The organism is Rufibacter hautae, assembly GCF_008271695.1.
Classification (GTDB): Bacteria; Bacteroidota; Bacteroidia; order Cytophagales; family Hymenobacteraceae; genus Nibribacter; species Nibribacter hautae.
This window is the reverse complement of sequence record NZ_VKKY01000002.1, coordinates 1,815,173-1,832,695: the sequence shown is the minus strand read 5'-3', so window position 1 is coordinate 1,832,695 and position 17,523 is coordinate 1,815,173. Positions and strand designations below refer to the sequence as shown.

The following is a 17,523-nucleotide window of genomic DNA, read 5'->3' as shown; positions in this document are numbered from 1 at the left end:
ATATAGCAGCAGACTAATGTAATTCATGTCTGAGCAAATAGCAGCATGCTAAAACGTTTTAAAGGGTAATAAAGCCCTTCTAAATTTGGTTTGCTGATTTCAGCTTGTTTTCTGGAAAACAGCAGAAAACAAGCTGAAATCACTTCTGATTACGCTTTCAAATGTTTTACCCCAGACACAGATGAAACTAAGATTCCTCGTCCTTTCCTTTTTTATCCTTTGCAGCACATCGCTTTATGCCGGTACTCCCAACCTGGTGCAGTACGTGAACACTTTGCAGGGAACAAACTCGTCGTTTGACCTGACCCGCGGCAATACCTATCCCACCACCGCGCTGCCGTTTGCCATGCACACCTGGACGCCCCAAACCGGGCAGAACGGCGACGGTTGGAAATACCAATACTCTAAAAACACCATCAGAGGATTTCAGCAGGCGCACCAGTGCAGCTCGTGGTCCAATGACTACGCGGTATTCTCCCTGATGCCGGTGATCGGCAAGCTGGAGGTGCACGAAGACAAAAGAGCTACCAAATTCAGCCACTCGAACGAGGTCGCCAAACCGCACTACTACAAGGTAAAGCTGGACAACAACGTCACTACCGAGATGTCGCCGACGGAGCGCGGGGTGCATGCCCGTTTCTCGTTCCCTAAAACCGAAGGCTCTTACATTGTGCTGGATGGGTACACCGGCGCAAGCATGGTGAAGATCATCCCCAAGGAGCGGAAAATCATTGGGTACGTGCACAACGGCCGGGGCCTGAAGGACAACTTCAAAAGCTATTTTGTGGTCGTTTTTGATAAACCGTTCATCAACCAGGGAACCTGGGAAAACAAAGAAGGCAAAATCTCCGCGGGCACCTTGACTGGCGAAGGGCAGGGCATTGGCGCCTACGTGCAGTTCAAAGACGGCGAAAAAGTGCAGGCGAAAGTAGCCTCCTCGTACATCAGCCCGGAGCAGGCTGAACTCACCCTGAGCAGAGAGCTGGGCAAGTACAAGAAGCTGGAAGACACCAAAGCCGCTGCCGAAGCAGTCTGGAACAAGCACCTGAGCCGCGTGATGGTGGAGGGAGGCACCGAGGAAGAGAAAGCCACGTTTTACTCTTGCTTCTTCCGGGCTAGTCTGTTTTCACGCCAGTTTTTTGAATATGACAAAGACGGCAAGCCTTATTACTTCAGCCCGTATGATGGCAAAGTGCACGAGGGCTACATGTACACCGATACCGGTTTCTGGGACACGTTCCGGGCGCAGTTCCCGCTGAACTCCATCCTGCACCCCACCATGCACGGGCGCTACATGGTGGCCCTGCTGGATGCCAAGGATCAGTGCGGTTGGTTGCCGTCCTGGTCGTTTCCTGGTGAGGCGGGCAGTATGATCGGGAACCACGCCATTTCGCTGCTCACCGATGCATGGGTCAAAAACATTCGCACCTTCGATCCCAAGCGTGCCTTGGACGCCTATTACCACGAAGCCACGAACAAAGGCCCCTGGGGACCCGCCAACGGGCGCGAAGGTTGGAAAGACTACTACACGCTGGGTTATGTTTCCATGCCTCGGCACGGCGAGGCCACCGCGAAAACCTTGGAATACGCCTACGACGATTTCTGCGGCTACCAACTGGCCAAACTCACGGGCAACTCCTTCTATGAGCAGCTCTTCGCCCGGAATATGTACAACTACAAAAACGTGTATGACCCCAGCACCGGGTTCATGCGCGGCCGAAAAGAAAACGGCGAGTGGCTACCCAATTTCGATCCGGTGGAGTGGGGCGGTCCTTTCACCGAGGGTAACGCCTGGCACTGGCAATGGTCGGTGTTCCAGGACATACAAGGGCTGATCAAGCTGATGGGCGGCGAAAAGCGGTTCACGGCCAAATTGGATTCGGTGTTCAGTGTGCCTAACACCGTGAAAGTGGGTTCTTATGGCCGCATGATTCATGAGATGACCGAGATGGTGATGGCCAACATGGGTCAGTACGCGCACGGCAACCAGCCCATCCAGCACATGCCGTACCTCTACAACTACGGCGGCGAGCCCTGGAAATCGCAGGAGAAAGTGCGCATGGTCATGGACCGCCTGTACAACTCCACCGAGAACGGCTACCCCGGCGATGAAGACCAGGGCCAGACGTCCTCCTGGTACGTGCTAAGCGCCCTGGGCATCTACAGCGTTTGCCCGGGCACCGACCAATATGTCATCGGGAGCCCGGTGTTCCAGAAAGCTACTGTCACGCTGGAGAACGGCAAGAAGTTTACCGTGGAGGCCAAAAATAACAGCAAGCAGAACGTGTACATCCAGTCGGCCTCGCTCAACGGCAAGCCCTATGACCACAACTATATCCGGCACGCCGACATTACCGCCGGCGGAACCTTGAGTTTTGTGATGGGCGACAAACCAGCCTTGAACCGGGGCGTCAAAGAAGAGAACAAACCTTTCTCTTTATCGGCGGCCGGCGGCGGACAAGCGATAGAATTAGGCAAGAAGTAGGTCCTAGGTTTACCCCAGGAGCAGGTGGGAAGGCAGCCAATTCTGCCCAGTTTTCAGACGATTAATTCTCAAAAGATGAATAAGCTAAAATGTCTCTCTTTGTCCGTGTTGGTGCTGCTGCTGCTTGGTTGCGGTAGCGAGAAGGAAGAAGAGGAGGTAATCCCCGATAAAACCAAGGAGACGGACACCTTCACCGCCGCCGATGTGACGACTGCCTATACTGCGTTTAATACCCATTTTTACAATCCGGAGGCAAAACTATATTACAGCACCTCGGCGAAGACGGGCTTAGGCGCCATCTGGACGCAGGCTATTTACTGGGACATTGCCATGGATGCTTACAACCGCACCAAAGACGCGGACCAGTTGAAGCTGGTGAATGACATCTACCAAGGCGGCTTTCAGGAGTACGACGGCTACAACTGGAACAACACCCGCGAGTGGTTCATTTACGATGACATGATGTGGTGGATCATCTCAATGGCCCGGGCGCACCAGATCACCGGAGACCAAGTCTACCTGGACAAAGCCAAAGAAGGGTTCCAGAACGTTTGGGGCAGATCGTATGACCCCAAAGACGGCGGTATGTTCTGGAATTTCGCCAAAGACGGCAAGAACGCCTGCATCAATTACCCCACGGTCATAGCGGCCATGGAGCTGTACAAGATCACCAAGGATGCCCAGTACCTGGATAAAGCGAAGACCATTTATACCTGGGCCAGAGCCAACCTGTTCAGCAACGGCAGAATCGCGGATAACATCAACGTGGCCCAGGGCAACGTGGGCTGGAGCGATTACACCTACAACCAGGGAACCAGCATCGGGGCGGCCGTGATGCTCTACAAAGCCACCGGCACTGAGTCTTACCTCACCGACGCCAAGTTGGCCGCCGATTACACGAAGCAGAAAATGAGCGATGCCAACGGCATTCTTCCTGCTGAGGGCGACTGGAACGAGCAGGGCGTGTTGAAGGCCATCTTCGGGCGCTACATCATGATGCTCATCAAAGACGCGAACCAGCCCCAGTATCAGCCCTGGATCCAGGAAAACATTACACTGGCTTGGAAAAACCGCGATAAAGCACGGAATCTCACTTTCAGGGATTACCGCGTGGGTTGCCCAACCGGTACCATCCAGTCTTACGAGGCGAGCAGCGTGGTGGGTATGATGCAGGTGTGCCCTCCCAAGGAATAGCTTTAGTTTATTTAAACGCTTTCAACCGTAACCCCCCATGGACCTGAAATCTAGAGTCGCTTTCTTTCTGAGTGGTGCCCTGCTGTTGGGAATGACGAGTCATGCCCAGCTAAAAGCCCCCAAACCCGATGGTGAGAAAACCGCTTTCCAGATTGCCGATGCCTGGGCGGCGGACTATGACGTGCGTTCCGATGTGGCCATCGTCTACGGCATCAACGATGCAGGCGGCGACTTTGAGGGCCGCGTGAAAAGCTGGCGCGACAAAGGCTACAAAGTGCATTTCATGACCGGCATCGCCTGGGGCGAGTACCAGGACTACTTCACCGGCAAGTACGACGGAAAAACCCATTGGGAAGACGGCCAAGTCATGAAAAACGGCGAGACCATCTGGCACGGCAAAGACGTGCCCTACGTGGTTCCCTCGGCCACGTACCTCACTTACATGAAGGAACTGGTGAAAAGGGCCATTGACGCCGGAGTCACCGCTGTGCACCTGGAGGAACCGGAGTTTTGGGCCCGCGCGGGTTATGGGCCTTCTTTCAAAAAAGAGTGGGAAAAACAGTACGGCTTTCCTTGGATTGCTCAAGATGAATCTCCCGAGGCCACCTACCTTTCCTCCAAACTGAAATATCAGTTGTATTTCAACGCCCTGAAAGAGGTGTTTGCCTACGTGCGCTCGTACAGCCAAAGCAAAGGCGTCACGGTCAAATGCTACGTGCCTACGCATTCGCTCATCAACTATTCTTCCTGGGCCATCGTGAGTCCGGAGGCAAGTTTGGCGAACCTGGAGGGAATGGACGGCTACATCGCGCAGGTCTGGACGGGCACCTCCCGGGAGCCCATCCACTTTAACGGCGTGCTGAAAGAACGCGTGTTTGAGAACGCCTTTTTGGAGTACGGCTCCATGGTGTCTATGACCGCGCCCACCGGTCGCAAGATGTTCTTCCTTACCGATCCCATTGAAGACCGCCGCCAAACTTGGGACGACTACAAACGGAACTACGAGGCCACGTTCACCGCGCAACTGCTGTACCCCATGGTGGCTTCCTATGAGGTGATGCCCTGGCCCAAGCGCATTTATCTGGGTAAGTTCAAGATGGAAAACAGCAATGAAACGCAGCCCATCCCCAGAACCTACGCCACCCAGATGCAGGTCATGGTGAACTCGCTCAACGACATGCCCTTATCTTCCAATCAGGTGAGTGGCACCAAAGGCATTGACATCCTGCTGGCCAATTCCATGATGTTCCAGCGGTTCCCCACGCACAAAGGCTACGAAGATCCGCAGCTTTCCAACTTCTACGGCATGGTGATGCCCCTCCTGAAACAGGGCATTCCAGTAGGCACAGTGCACATGGAAAACCTGGGCCTGGACCAGACCCTGAAGAACACCAAAGTGCTCATCATGAGCTACGCCAACATGAAACCAATGTCACCGGTTTCGCACGAGGTTTTGGCAAAATGGGTCAAAAACGGCGGCGTGCTGGTGTACGTGGGCCGGGACCAAGACCCATTCCAGACGGTGAAAGAATGGTGGAACACGGGCGGTAAGACCTACAAAGCTCCCTCAGAACACCTCTTGGAACAATTGGGCATCAAGGAGGCTTCAGGGAAGCAAAGCTATGCGGTAGGCAAGGGCAAGTTGTACCTCCTGCGCCGCGATCCCAAAGAATTGGTGCTGCAAGCCAGCCAGGATGCGGATTTTATTTCTTTGGTGAAAAACGCCTATGAAACGGATGCCAAGGCCGGGAAAGTCATTAGCAAAAACCACTTTCTGCTGCAGCGCGGGCCCTATGACATTGCGGCGGTGCTTGACGAAAGTGTAGGCGATGCTCCCTTGAGAATACAAGGCCCGGTGGTAGATCTGTTTGACCCTGCATTGCCGGTGCTGCCCGAGAAAGTAGTGAAGCCGGGCCAGCAAGCCTACTTGTACAACCTGACTCGCCTGAAAAGCAAAAAAGAACCAGTGGTTTTGTGTGCGGCCTCCCGGGTGTACGAAGAGAAGAAAGGCAAAACGGCTTATTCTTTCCTGACCAAGAGTCCTTCCAACACCAGAAATGCCATGCGGATGGTATTGCCTGCGGAGCCCAAGACCATCACCCTGACGGATGCCGGTGGCCAAAAACTCACCGATGTGCAGACTGCCTGGCACAAAGAGACCAACACCTACCTGGTGCAGTTTGAGAATGACAGCAAAGGCATCAGGGTGGAGGTGAATTGGTGAGGATCAACTTCGGCTCTCCTTGGATAAAATGCAGAAAACCTTAACTTTAGCATACCCTCTCCACTATTATTTTAAAATTCTTCCTTATAAGCTAACAAACCTTTCTTCCCCATTTGTATGAAAAGAATCAGTCTGTTTTTGTTTCTGGTATGGTTGCCCCAAGTAGTGCTCACCGCACAGAATCTCCGGGCGCCCGCTTACCCGTTAGTCACGCATAACCCGTATTTCAGTATCTGGTCGTTTGGCGATGATTTGTCAAAATCGGCCACAAAACACTGGACCGGCCAGGAGATGCCCCTCATTGGCATGGTGAAGGTAGACGGTGCCGTGTACCGGTTCCTGGGCCAAGAGGCCAAAGTGTACGCGCCGGTGCTTCCGGCGGCAGACGAGAAATCGTATTCTTTCACCTATACAGAAAATGAACCCGGCGCGGGCTGGCAATCCCAGCAGTTCAACGCGTCTTCCTGGAAAACCGGGGAGGCCCCTTTCGGGGATGATAAAACCCAGGCCAAAACCCCTTGGGAGAGCAGCAACCTCTGGGTGCGGAGAACCTTCTCTTTTTCCGAGGCCGATGCCGGAAACCTGTTCCTGAAACTGAACCACGACGACAATGTGGAAGTCTACCTGAACGGCGAGGAAATCTACCGCCATGCCGGATGGGTGCATAAATACGAGTACATTCCCATTAAGCCCGAGGTCGCCAAAAAGCTGAAGAAGGAAGGCAACGTGCTGGCTATCCACATCGCCAACACCGCCGGCGGAAGATGGCTGGATGCAGGCATCGTGCGCGAGGAAACCACCAAGGAGTACGCCAAGGTATTACCGGCCGTGCAGAAAAGCGTGCAGCTGAATGCCACCCAAACCATCTACCAATTCACCTGCGGCAAAGTGGACGTGACCGCCACCTTCACCTCGCCGCTGCTCATGAACAACCTGGACGTGCTGGCCCGGCCGGTGTCTTACGTGTCCATGAAAGTGAAATCAAACGATAAGGTGGCCCACAACGTGCAGCTGTATTTGGGCGCTTCGTCAGACATCGCGGTGAACACACAGGACCAGGAAGTAACCACCCAGGAGTACACTGCCGAGAAACTCTCCATCCTGAAAGCCGGCACCACAGCGCAGCCCTTGCTGCAGAAGAAAGGCGACGATGTGCGGATCGACTGGGGACACCTGTACGTCGCGGTTCCGGCCACGGCGAAGGCCAACCAGTACGTGACTTCGGTAAGTAAAGCGGTGGCGCCGTTTCTCTCCGCCACAACTCCGGCGGTGCAGAACACTGCGCAGGGCAGAAGCCTGATGCTAAGCACCATCGTGCCGTTGGGAAAAGTAGGCACCGAGGCCAGAGAACAGGTCTTTATGCTGGGGTACGATGAGGTCTACGCCGTTCAATACTTCAAACAGAACCTGCGCCCTTGGTGGAAAGAAAGCGAAGCCGCCACCATTGAAAAGGAACTGGGCCAAGCCTCCGTTGATTACGTCAAGACCATCAAGCAGTGCGAGGCGTTTGACAAGCAGCTGTACCAGGATGCCCAAAAATCTGGTGGGAAAGAGTACGCCGATCTTTGTGAGTTGGCGTACCGCCAGGCCATCGCGGCCCACATTCTGGTGAAAAGTCCGCAGGGCGAGATTCTGTTCCTGTCCAAGGAGAACTTCAGCAACGGCTCCATCAACACCGTAGACGTGACCTATCCTTCGGCGCCGCTGTTTCTCGTTTACAACCCAGATTTACTGAAAGGCATGCTAAACGGCATCTTCTACTACAGCGAGAGCGGCCAGTGGAAAAAGCCTTTCCCGGCGCATGACCTGGGCACGTACCCCATTGCTAACGGCCAGACCTACGGCGAGGACATGCCCGTGGAGGAAGCCGGTAACATGCTCATCTTAACGGCGGCCATCGCGAAGGCCGAAGGCAACGCCGAGTACGCCCGCAAGCACTGGGAAACGCTCACCACCTGGGCCGAATTCCTGAAGAAAAGCGGCTTTGACCCCGAGAACCAGCTGTCTACCGATGACTTTGCCGGGCACCTGGCCCGCAACGCGAACTTGTCGGTGAAAGCCATTGAGGCCCTGGGTGCTTACGGCATGCTGGCCCAAATGCTGGGCAAACCCGAGGTGGCCAAACAGTACAACACCGATGCCAAAGAGATGGCGCAGAAGTGGATGAAACTGGCCGAAGACGGAAACCACTATACCCTGGCTTTCGAGAACAAGGGCACCTGGAGCCAGAAGTACAACCTGGCCTGGGACGATATCCTGGATTTGAACATCTTTCCTAAAAGCGTGCGCGAAACAGAGGTAAAGTACTATCTGACCAAACAGGAGCCTTACGGTCTGCCGCTGGACAGCCGCAAGACCTACACCAAATCTGACTGGATTATCTGGACCGCCACTCTCGCGGATAATGCCAAAGACTTTAAAACCATCCTCATGCCCGTCTGGAAATACGCGAACGAAACCTCGTCCCGGGTGCCCATCAGTGACTGGCACGAGACGGTGAACGGCAACATGACCGGGTTCCAGGCGCGCTCGGTGGTAGGCGGTTATTTCATGAAACTGCTGGAGGACAAGCTAGACAAACAGCCGTTGCAGAGCGCCATTACCAAATAGATTCTGCCGGGCCATACTGCAAAACAGACCGATTCTTTGCCTATTTTGTGGGGCCTTTGTTTCCTCATCCGGGCTGCCTTCAGTTTTCCTGAAGGCAGCCTTTCTACCTTTCAACTGCTTATATGTCTCTTCAAACATCTCTTAAAACGATAGTTCTCTGCAGTCTCCTGTCTGGTGCGGTTTTGCCGGCTTTTTCCCAAAACGTAGCCAAAACGGCTCCTAAGAAAGCGGCAAAAACGGTTGAGAAATCCACCGCCGGCAATCCGGTTTTCTCCGGCTGGTACGCCGATCCGGAGGGCGCCATCTTCGGGAAGAAGTACTGGATATATCCCACCTTCTCGGCAGTTTATGAAAAGCAGGTGTTCTTTGATGCCTTCTCCTCGCCGGACCTTGTGAACTGGACCAAACACCCCCGCATCCTGGATACGACCGCGGTGAAATGGGCGCATAAAGCCATCTGGGCTCCGGCTGTAGTAGAGAAGAAAGGCCAATACTTTTTGTTCTTCGGGGCTAATGATATCCAGAGCGACAATGAAAAAGGCGGCATTGGCGTGGCGGTCGCTAATAAACCTGAGGGGCCGTTCAAAGATTACTTGGGGAAGCCGCTGATAGACAAATTCCATAACGGCGCGCAGCCCATTGACCAGTTCGTGTTCAAAGACAAAGATGGCCAGTACTACATGATCTACGGCGGCTGGCGGCACTGCAACATCGCAAAGTTGAAAGATGATTTCACCAGCTTTACGCCCTTTGAAGACGGAACTACCTTCAAGGAAATCACCCCCGAGGGCTATGTGGAAGGCCCGTTCATGTTTGAGAAAGGCGGCAAGTATTACTTCATGTGGTCTGAGGGCGGCTGGGGCGGCCCCGATTACCGGGTGGCCTACGCCATCGCTGATTCACCCATGGGCCCGTTCAAGCGCATCAGCACCATTCTGGCGCAGGACCCGCAGGTGGCCACCGGCGCCGGGCACCACTCCGTCATGCATGATCCTAAGTCCAATGACTGGTACATTGTCTACCACCGAAGACCCTTGGGCGATACTGGTAGAGACCACCGGGTGACCTGCATTGACCGCATGACCTTTGACGAGAAAGGCTTTATCCAGCCGGTGAAAATCACCCAGGAAGGCGTGGACAAGCAGAAAATCAAATAAGCCTTTCCTTCTCGGAAGAAGGCTTTTTACTTCGATATTCAAAAAACAACTTACATGAACAGGAGAACCTTTATTCAAAGCTCAGCCTTTTTAAGCGCCGGCGCCGTAATTGCCCCTATGTCTTTATTCGCCTCGCCGGCAGATTTTCCGTTGGTGCGGGTACCGGCGGCCAAGCGTAATTTCCAGAGTAAATCGGTGGAAGCGGCCATCAAGGAGTTCCGGAAGAACGTGAAGGACAAAGAACTGGGTTGGCTGTTTGAGAACTGTTTTCCCAGCACGTTAGATACCACCGTTACCCACCGAAACAACAACGGCAAACCCGATACCTACGTCATCACTGGCGACATTGACGCCATGTGGATGCGCGACAGCTCGGCCCAGGTGTGGCCGTACCTCCAGTTCCTGAAGAAGGACGAGCCGCTTCGGCAGTTGGTGGCCGGAGTAATCAATCGGCAGACTTCTTATGTTTTGAAGGACCCGTATGCCAACGCGTTTTTCGGCGATGAGAGCAAAGTAGGGGAGTGGAAGACGGACCTGACCAAAATGCAACCCGGCGTGCACGAGCGCAAGTGGGAGATTGATTCTTTGTGCTACCCCATCCGGTTGGCCTATCACTACTGGAAAGAGACCGGCGACACCAAGCCTTTTGACGCCCAGTGGCAGCAGGCCATCAAAACCATTCACCAGACCTTCAAAGAGCAGCAGCGCAAAGAGAACCTGGGGCCTTACAAATTCCAGCGCGTGACCCATGCCCCCACGGATACTTTGCCAATGGGCGGCTACGGCTTCCCGGTGAAACCCGTTGGTCTGATTTGCTCTGCGTTCCGGCCCAGCGATGATGCCACCGTGTACTCCTTCCTGGTGCCTTCCAACTTCTTCGCGGTGGTGAGCCTGAGACAAGCCGCCGAGATGATGAACGCCATCGCCAAAGACAAGAATACCGCGGATACCCTGTTGGCCATGGCTTCTGAGGTGGAGAAAGCGCTGCAGACCCACGCCGTGGTAGACCATCCGCAGCACGGCAGAATCTACGCTTTTGAGGTAGACGGTTTCGGGAATTATTATTTCATGGATGATGCCAACGTGCCTAGCCTCTTGTCATTGCCGTACCTGGGCGCCCTGCCCGTTTCTGACCCGGTTTACCAAAACACGCGCAAATACATTCTGTCTGAGAACAACCCGTTCTTCTTCAAAGGCAGCGCCGCCGAAGGAATCGGTGGTCCACACGTGGGGCAGGACATGATCTGGCCGATGGCCATCACCATGCGCGGCCTCACCTCCACGAATGCCCAAGAGGTGAAAGCCTGCATTGAATCCCTGAAAAGCACCCACGGCGGAACCGGTTTCATGCACGAGTCTTTCCACAAGAACGACCCCAAGAACTTCACCCGCTCCTGGTTTGCCTGGGCCAATACGCTCTTCGGGGAGTTCCTCTGGAAAACGTACCAGGAGAATCCTAAGCTTTTAGCTTGATTGGAAAAGAAGTAGGGGTAAAAGCCTATTGATAAAGCGCCACCGTTTAGGGCCTGTTTTACAAAAACAGGCCCTAAACGGTGGCGCTTTTGTTTTTCTTGGCAAGTTGAAGGTCCTATTAGAAACAAAAAGCGGGGGTGACCTGGCTTTTTGTTTTTTCGGTTTAGGGCTCTTTTTTGAAAATCACTTGGTAAAGATGGCTTCCTAACAGGCCTACTTAACAAGTACATATATATGAAAAAAGCTCTGGCATCCGCCAGAGCTTTTCAGGTGTTTTGTGATAGCCTTTGATTAATAGGCCACCATCAAGCGTTGGGTTGATACCTCGTTTTCGGAAACCAGCCGGATTAAATAAACCCCTTCAGCGAACTTGGTAGCGTCTACTTCATAGGTGAAGAACTGGCTTTCTGTTGCTTTTCCTCTGGCCACTACTTTTACCAAGGTACCTTTCAGGTCATAGACCGCTACCTCAAATTGGCCTGCTTTTACAGAGGTAAACTCAATAGTTGCCTTGCCTTTGGCAGGGTTAGGGTAAACTCTTAAGGTTACCGGTGCCTCTTGTTGTAAGGAGGTGGTCTGGGTAGCGGCTACACTGGAAATAGTACATGCTCCTAATTTGTCTCCATGGCTTAAATGGAGTTGTACTTCATTTAAGCCAACTATCGTGGCTATGCCTTTGTGGCACACGACCACCTTGTCCTGCTTTTTCCCACCGCGGGCGTCAATCACTTTGATCGTAAGGGAGGCACTGGAAGTACACGCGTCTGAGTTGGAAGATACCACGGTAAAGGTGTAAGTGCCAGCAGCCGTTGGGGTGAAAGTGGCGCTGGCCGAGGTGGCATTGGTCAATCCGGGAGCGGCATTCCAAGCAAAGCTGATGGCACCAGCAGCTTGCGCCGTCAAGGTCACGCTTTTAGCACCATATCCTAAGTAAAGCGTGTTGGCAAGGCCACCGGTGTAAACGGTAGAAGAAGGAGTAACCGTGATGGTTGGAGCTTGGATGGGAGCCCGAACCTTGCCATCACAGTTGCGGTCAATGCCATCGCAAAGGTCGGTAGCGCCGGGGTTGATAGAAGCATCCTGGTCGTTGCAGTCTCCTGCTTTAGACACGTAACCGGCTGGAGCCTCGCACGCCAGGGTGGTTGTAGAGGCATCGCCAAAGCCATCTTTGTCAGCATCAGCGTAGAAAACGGTTTTTACGCCTTCGTCCGTTTGGCCGTCGCAGTCGTTGTCCAGGCCATCGCACACTTCAGGGGCTCCCGGGTAAACGGCGGCATTGGTGTCATTGCAGTCTGTTTCAGAAGTAACGCCATCTCCGTCTGCATCAGGGTAGTTCACATGGAGGGTGATGGGAAGGGACGTGGCCGTGAGGCCTTCGTTATCCGTGGCCTTTGCGGTCACCACGTACGTGCCTGGCATTACATTCGTCCAGTTGACAGAATACGGAGCAGAGGTAGCTTCGCCTAGTTTTGTGTCGCCGCTAAAGTATTCCACCAAGGCTACGGTGCCGTTTTCATCACTAGCAGAAGCAGTTAGGCTGATGCTGGCCGGAGCGGTAAAGGTGGTAGTAGATGGAGAAGTGATGGCCACCGTAGGCGGTGTGCTTACCGGAACAGAATTTTCCTCGCCATATACCTCCAGTTCAAAGATGGAATACCCGTAAGGCAACGCACGTTCCGTGCCATAGATCCGGATGTATTGGCCTGTTGCAACCAAACCAGTATGATCGTTGACCAGGGTTGAGTTCCCTGCCACCTCTTTGATGGTGTTCCAGGTGCTGCCATCGTCTGAAATCTGTACCTGGTAATTTTTAGCGTAAGCAGGTTCCCAGGTAATTTTCACTTGGTTCACCTTGTAAGATTTACCCAGGTTTACAGCAAGCCATTGCGGATCACTGAAGGCACTGGACCAGCGGGTGGCCATGTTCCCATCCACGGCGTTGCCACCGGCAGTTCCAGGGGCTTCATTGCTGGAAGTAGTGACCGGTTTGTTCAGGGCCAGGTTTGTGCCGGATGAACCGGCTGCATTAACCACCACTTGTACTGCCGTGGTACTTGTGCTTAGACCCGTGTTATCAATAGCCTTGGCCGAGAGAGCGTAGGTGCCTGCGGCCACGTTCGTCCAGGTGAACGAATAAGGCGCCGTGTTATCTGAGCCAAGCAAATTGGTTCCCTGGTAGAATTCTACCTGGGCTACGGAGCCATCGGTATCTGCCGCATCGGCGTTGATGGTAATGGAAGCTGGGGCTGAGTAGGTAGCGGAGGCCGTTGGAGAGGTAATGCTAACGGTTGGGGCGCTTGTGCCGGGAGCATCGCCACAGGTGGCACCTACCGTATAATCGTGAGGAGTAGCCGCGGAATTCCTTTCGGGACCATTGGCGCCTACCTGGTAGGTAAAGTAGAGACTCAGGGGCGTTCCAGCCGCGATGGGTTTAGAGAAGGTGAAATCACCCGCAGAATTTTTCGCCATGGTATACCCGGGGTAGCTATTGGCTGCGCCTTCCTTGATATAAATAATGGCTAAGTTCCCGCCGGCGGTGGCACCGAGTGGATGGAAGGTGAAATTCACGTTTTCACCTGAGGTGGCGGCTTTGTAGCTGTAATCACCGTTGGCAGCCGTACCACAATATGCTTCGGGAGCGGCGCCATACACTTCCAGCTCGAAGATGGAATATCCGTATGCGGTAGCCCGTTGGGTACCATAGATCCGGACATACCTGCCGTTTGCGGTTAAACCAGTGTGATCATTCACCAGGGCAGAATTGCCCGTAATGGTTTTAACGTTGGTCCAGGTGGTCCCATCCAGGGAGGTCTGCACTTCATAGTCTTTGGCATAGGCGGGCTCCCAGGTGATTTTCACTTCGTTGATGTTATAGGCAGCGCCTAAATCAACAGCTAGCCATTGAGGGTCACTGAACGCACTGGCCCACCGGGTAGTGAGGCTTCCGTCCACGGCATTGGTGCCTGGGGTGCTTGGGTTCTCAAGGGAGGAAACCGTAACCGGTTTGTTCAGCGCAAGGTTAGGGCCACGGCTGGCAGCGTCTTGCACCGTCACCTTTACCTCGGCAGAAGTGGAAACCAAGCCTCCATTGTCGGTGGCCTTGGCAGAGAGGGTGTAGGCACCGGCAGCTACATTGTTCCAGGTGAAGGAGAAAGGAGCGGTAAGGTCTTCCCCAATTTTGGTGGTGCCGTTGAAGTATTCCACTTTGGAAACGGTGCCATCAGGATCAGAGGCATCGGTGGTGAGGGAGATGGTGGCTGGTGCCGTGAATACCGCCGAGGCCGTAGGAGAGGTAATGGTGACCACGGGAGCGGTGTTGGCCGGGGCCTGGGTGCTGAAATAAATATTGTCAAGGTGAAAATCAGCATTGGTGGCAGGGGCATCCCCCGCAAACACGAAGGCCTGGGTGAGGTTGGTTAAGTCTACATTGGTGAAGTTCACCATGGGTATTACCACCTCATGCCATTCGCCATCGCGGAGTAACCCAAATTTCTGGACATTGGCCGGGAACTCAATCCAGCTTTCGCCACCACTGGAGATGATGCCCAATTTGAACTGACCGGTAAAAGAAGTTTTGAAATGGAACCTCAAAGAACCGGTCTTAAAGTGGTTGATGTTTTTAACATCATTGGCAATGCCAAAGCCGAACCAGTTACCCGGGGTGGCCCGCAGTGCCAGTACATCATTGCCTTCAAAAGGAGCCGCGCCGGAGATAGCGGAGAGGCCATTCCAAATATACAGGTTGGCGTCCTGGCCAAAAACGAGTTTCTGGGTAATGGAAGCCTTCTCAGAATAAATTCCAAACTCATTGGCCACCACGGTATTGTCTTTCACCAACACAGATACAGCTTCTGAGGTAGTGGTTAACTTGCCGTTATCCGTTGCTTTGGCGGTGATGCTGTAGGTTCCGGCAGCCACACCAGACCAGGTATAGCTAAAAGGGCTGGTGAAATCTGTGCCCAGCAAGGTAGTGCCATTATAGAAATCCACTTTATAGACAGAACCATCATCTGTGGCATTGGCATTGATGGTGACCGTGGCTGGGGTGGTAAAACTGGAACTAGCTGTAGGGCTGATAATGGAAACGGCCGGAGGGGTATGGTTGGGAGCGGTTATATACAGGGTGATGGGTTTAGAGGTAGTCACGGTGCCCTCGTTATCACTGGCCTTGGCCGTGATGGTGTGCACCCCTGCCGGCACATTATTCCAGGTGAAGCTATATGGGCTGGTGTCATCTGAGCCCAGCAAGACGTTGTTGCTGAAGAAATCTACTTTGGTGACGGTTCCATTGGCATCGCTGGCGTTGGCACTTACTGTGATGGGTGATGAGGTAGAAATCACAGCCTCGTTTGCCGGGGAAGTAAGGGATACTTCCGGAGCCGGATTGGCTGCAACCCCACCACTATAATGGATGTTATCAATGTAAAAATCTGCAGTGGCGCCAGGAGCATCGCCGGCAAACATAAAGGATTGGGTAATGGACCCTAAATCAATATGCATGCCCATGTTAGGGTTGTTGAAAGCGCTTAAGGGGATGCTTACTTCATGCCATTGGCCGTCGCGCACCAAACCATAGGGAGAAGCCCCGGGGGCAAAATTTATCCAACTTTCTCCATGGCCACTTTTGACGCCTACCCTAAATTGGCCATTGTAGGAGGTTTTCATGTTGAATTTCAGGAAACCATCGGCAAAATTGAGCAGGTTAATGGGTTTGTTATCAACCCCAAACCCGAACCAGCTGCCAGCGGCGGCCCGCAAAGCCAGTACCTCGTTGCCTTCAAAGGCAGTGGCCCCCGTAATGTTGGCCAGGTTGTTCCAGATATACAGGTTGGCATCCTGGCCGTAGGTAAGTTTATTGTTGACTTGTGGGTTTTCTGTATAAATTCCGAAATTACCGGCAAAAGCATTGTCCTTGCCCAGGTACAGCTCATCACCCGCATTCTGGTACAGCTTTACATAGTCTACGTACATTTTACCCGGCAGCGGGGCGGTAACACCTTCTGGGGTAGGAATGCCGGTGTACAAGCCGCCCACTGCCAGGTTTAGGATGATGTACTGCGACTGGTGGAATTCTTCCAAATCTGACCCGGCTGCTCCGGCTATGTTGATGTTAAAGAATTGTACCCCATCTATAAACACCTTGATAGACTCCGCATCCCAGGTCATTTTGTAGACGTGGTAATCATCGGTTAGATCAGTGGAGCTGTTATAGTCCTGGTTGTAGTCGGCTTGGCTATTGCCGCTTTCCCAGTGCACGGCGGCCCCCGCGCGTTTGTTGATGACCCCGTCCCGGATGGCACCAGCGGAACCCATTTCCATGATGTCTATCTCGCCGCTGGCAGGCCATACCCCGGCGGTACCTAACATCCAAAACGCCGGCCATAACCCATTCTTAAGATCGGGTACTTTGATTCTGGCTTCCAGGGTGCCGTACTTGAAATGTACCCGCCCATAGGTTTTTAAACGGGCTGAGGTAAAAGGTTTTCCCTGAAAATTTTCCCGGCGGGCCTCAATCAAGAGATTTCCGTTCTCCAGCCTAGCGTTTTCCGGACGGCTGGTATAATATTCCAGTTCCTGGTTTCCCCAGCCACAAACCCCACGTTCACAGCCGTCACCAAAATCAAAGGTCCAATTATCTGGGTTGATGTTGGTGCCATCAAAGTTCTCTTCCCATACCAGGCTTTGGGCCCTTAAAAAGGAAGTAGTGCACAGAAGTAGTCCTAACAGTAGGATTGACTTGCCTTGTTTAAACAGGGTAGTCCTTGCATAGTATAGAATCTTCATAAGGGTTTAAGGATTAAATGTTTAAAAAAATAGAAGTATAAAGCTTGCCTAAGGCAGTTGATGTAGATAGATCAGGATTTCACCTAACAGTGCTGCAGGTCTGCACTTTCTTATAGAGAAGCGGAAAATCCTTTGTGTTGAAATAAACTATTGAGATATAAGTGTTTGTGAAAATGTTGCTTAAATATAGGGGCGGGGGCGGGGTGCCTCCTAAAAATCACATACATCAATAATTCATCAATCGGTGTTTTCCGGGTACATCAGTACTACTACAAGAGTAGTAAAACCGCGTTATTAGCAAAAAAAATGAGGGAATTTTAATGGTTCCTTGTTTTGAATATGTTTCTAATAAAGAAAGGTCTTTTTGAGTATAGAGGAATGATGATATCGTAAATTGATGCTCTTACTTCAACTACCTCTTAGGCCATCAGCTAAAGCATCTTGTTTAAGGTGCCTTCCTTCACGGAATTTTTGAGATAAATAAGAATGCCATGTAGATGTATGAGCCTGCAGGGCTTTCTTATGCTCAGTGTTTTATAGCTGGTAAGTAATAGAAGTAGCCCATCTTCCTGGTTTGCTGCAAATTTTCCAAATCT

Annotated in this window: 7 protein-coding genes; 6 read left to right on the top strand and 1 reads right to left on the bottom strand. The window is 52.8% G+C overall.

Annotation, left to right across the window (positions count from 1 at the left end):
- The first annotated feature begins 181 nt into the window (after positions 1-181).
- The 6 genes from FOA19_RS16400 (at position 182) to FOA19_RS16375 (ending at position 11,143) form a co-directional block, all read left to right on the top strand.
- Positions 182-2,485 carry a GH92 family glycosyl hydrolase gene (locus tag FOA19_RS16400; protein WP_149091850.1) on the top strand — a complete coding sequence of 768 codons (2,304 nt, stop codon included), beginning with the start codon at positions 182-184 and terminating at the stop codon, positions 2,483-2,485.
- A 75-nt stretch (positions 2,486-2,560) separates the two neighbouring features.
- Positions 2,561-3,679 (top strand): glycoside hydrolase family 76 protein, encoded by a 1,119-nt coding sequence (locus tag FOA19_RS16395; RefSeq protein WP_149091849.1) that lies wholly within the window; start codon positions 2,561-2,563, stop codon positions 3,677-3,679.
- Positions 3,680-3,716: 37 nt separating this feature from the next.
- Complete coding sequence (locus FOA19_RS16390; protein ID WP_223808938.1) at positions 3,717-5,903, top strand: hypothetical protein; 2,187 nt, start codon at positions 3,717-3,719, stop codon at positions 5,901-5,903.
- 117 nt (positions 5,904-6,020) lie between these two features.
- Positions 6,021-8,513, top strand: coding sequence for a glutaminase family protein (locus FOA19_RS16385; RefSeq protein WP_149091848.1), 2,493 nt, complete (start codon positions 6,021-6,023; stop codon positions 8,511-8,513).
- A 122-nt stretch (positions 8,514-8,635) separates the two neighbouring features.
- Positions 8,636-9,670 (top strand): glycoside hydrolase family 43 protein, encoded by a 1,035-nt coding sequence (locus tag FOA19_RS16380; RefSeq protein ID WP_149091847.1) that lies wholly within the window; start codon positions 8,636-8,638, stop codon positions 9,668-9,670.
- 54 nt (positions 9,671-9,724) lie between these two features.
- Positions 9,725-11,143, top strand: a complete 1,419-nt coding sequence (locus FOA19_RS16375; RefSeq protein ID WP_149091846.1) for a glycoside hydrolase family 125 protein — start codon at positions 9,725-9,727, stop codon at positions 11,141-11,143.
- Between the two features lie 291 nt (positions 11,144-11,434).
- On the opposite strand, the gene FOA19_RS16370 is transcribed toward FOA19_RS16375, so the two are convergent.
- Positions 11,435-16,927 carry an Ig-like domain-containing protein gene (locus FOA19_RS16370; RefSeq protein ID WP_149091845.1) on the bottom strand — a complete coding sequence of 1,831 codons (5,493 nt, stop codon included), beginning with the start codon at positions 16,925-16,927 and terminating at the stop codon, positions 11,435-11,437.
- Positions 16,928-17,523 lie beyond the last annotated feature (596 nt).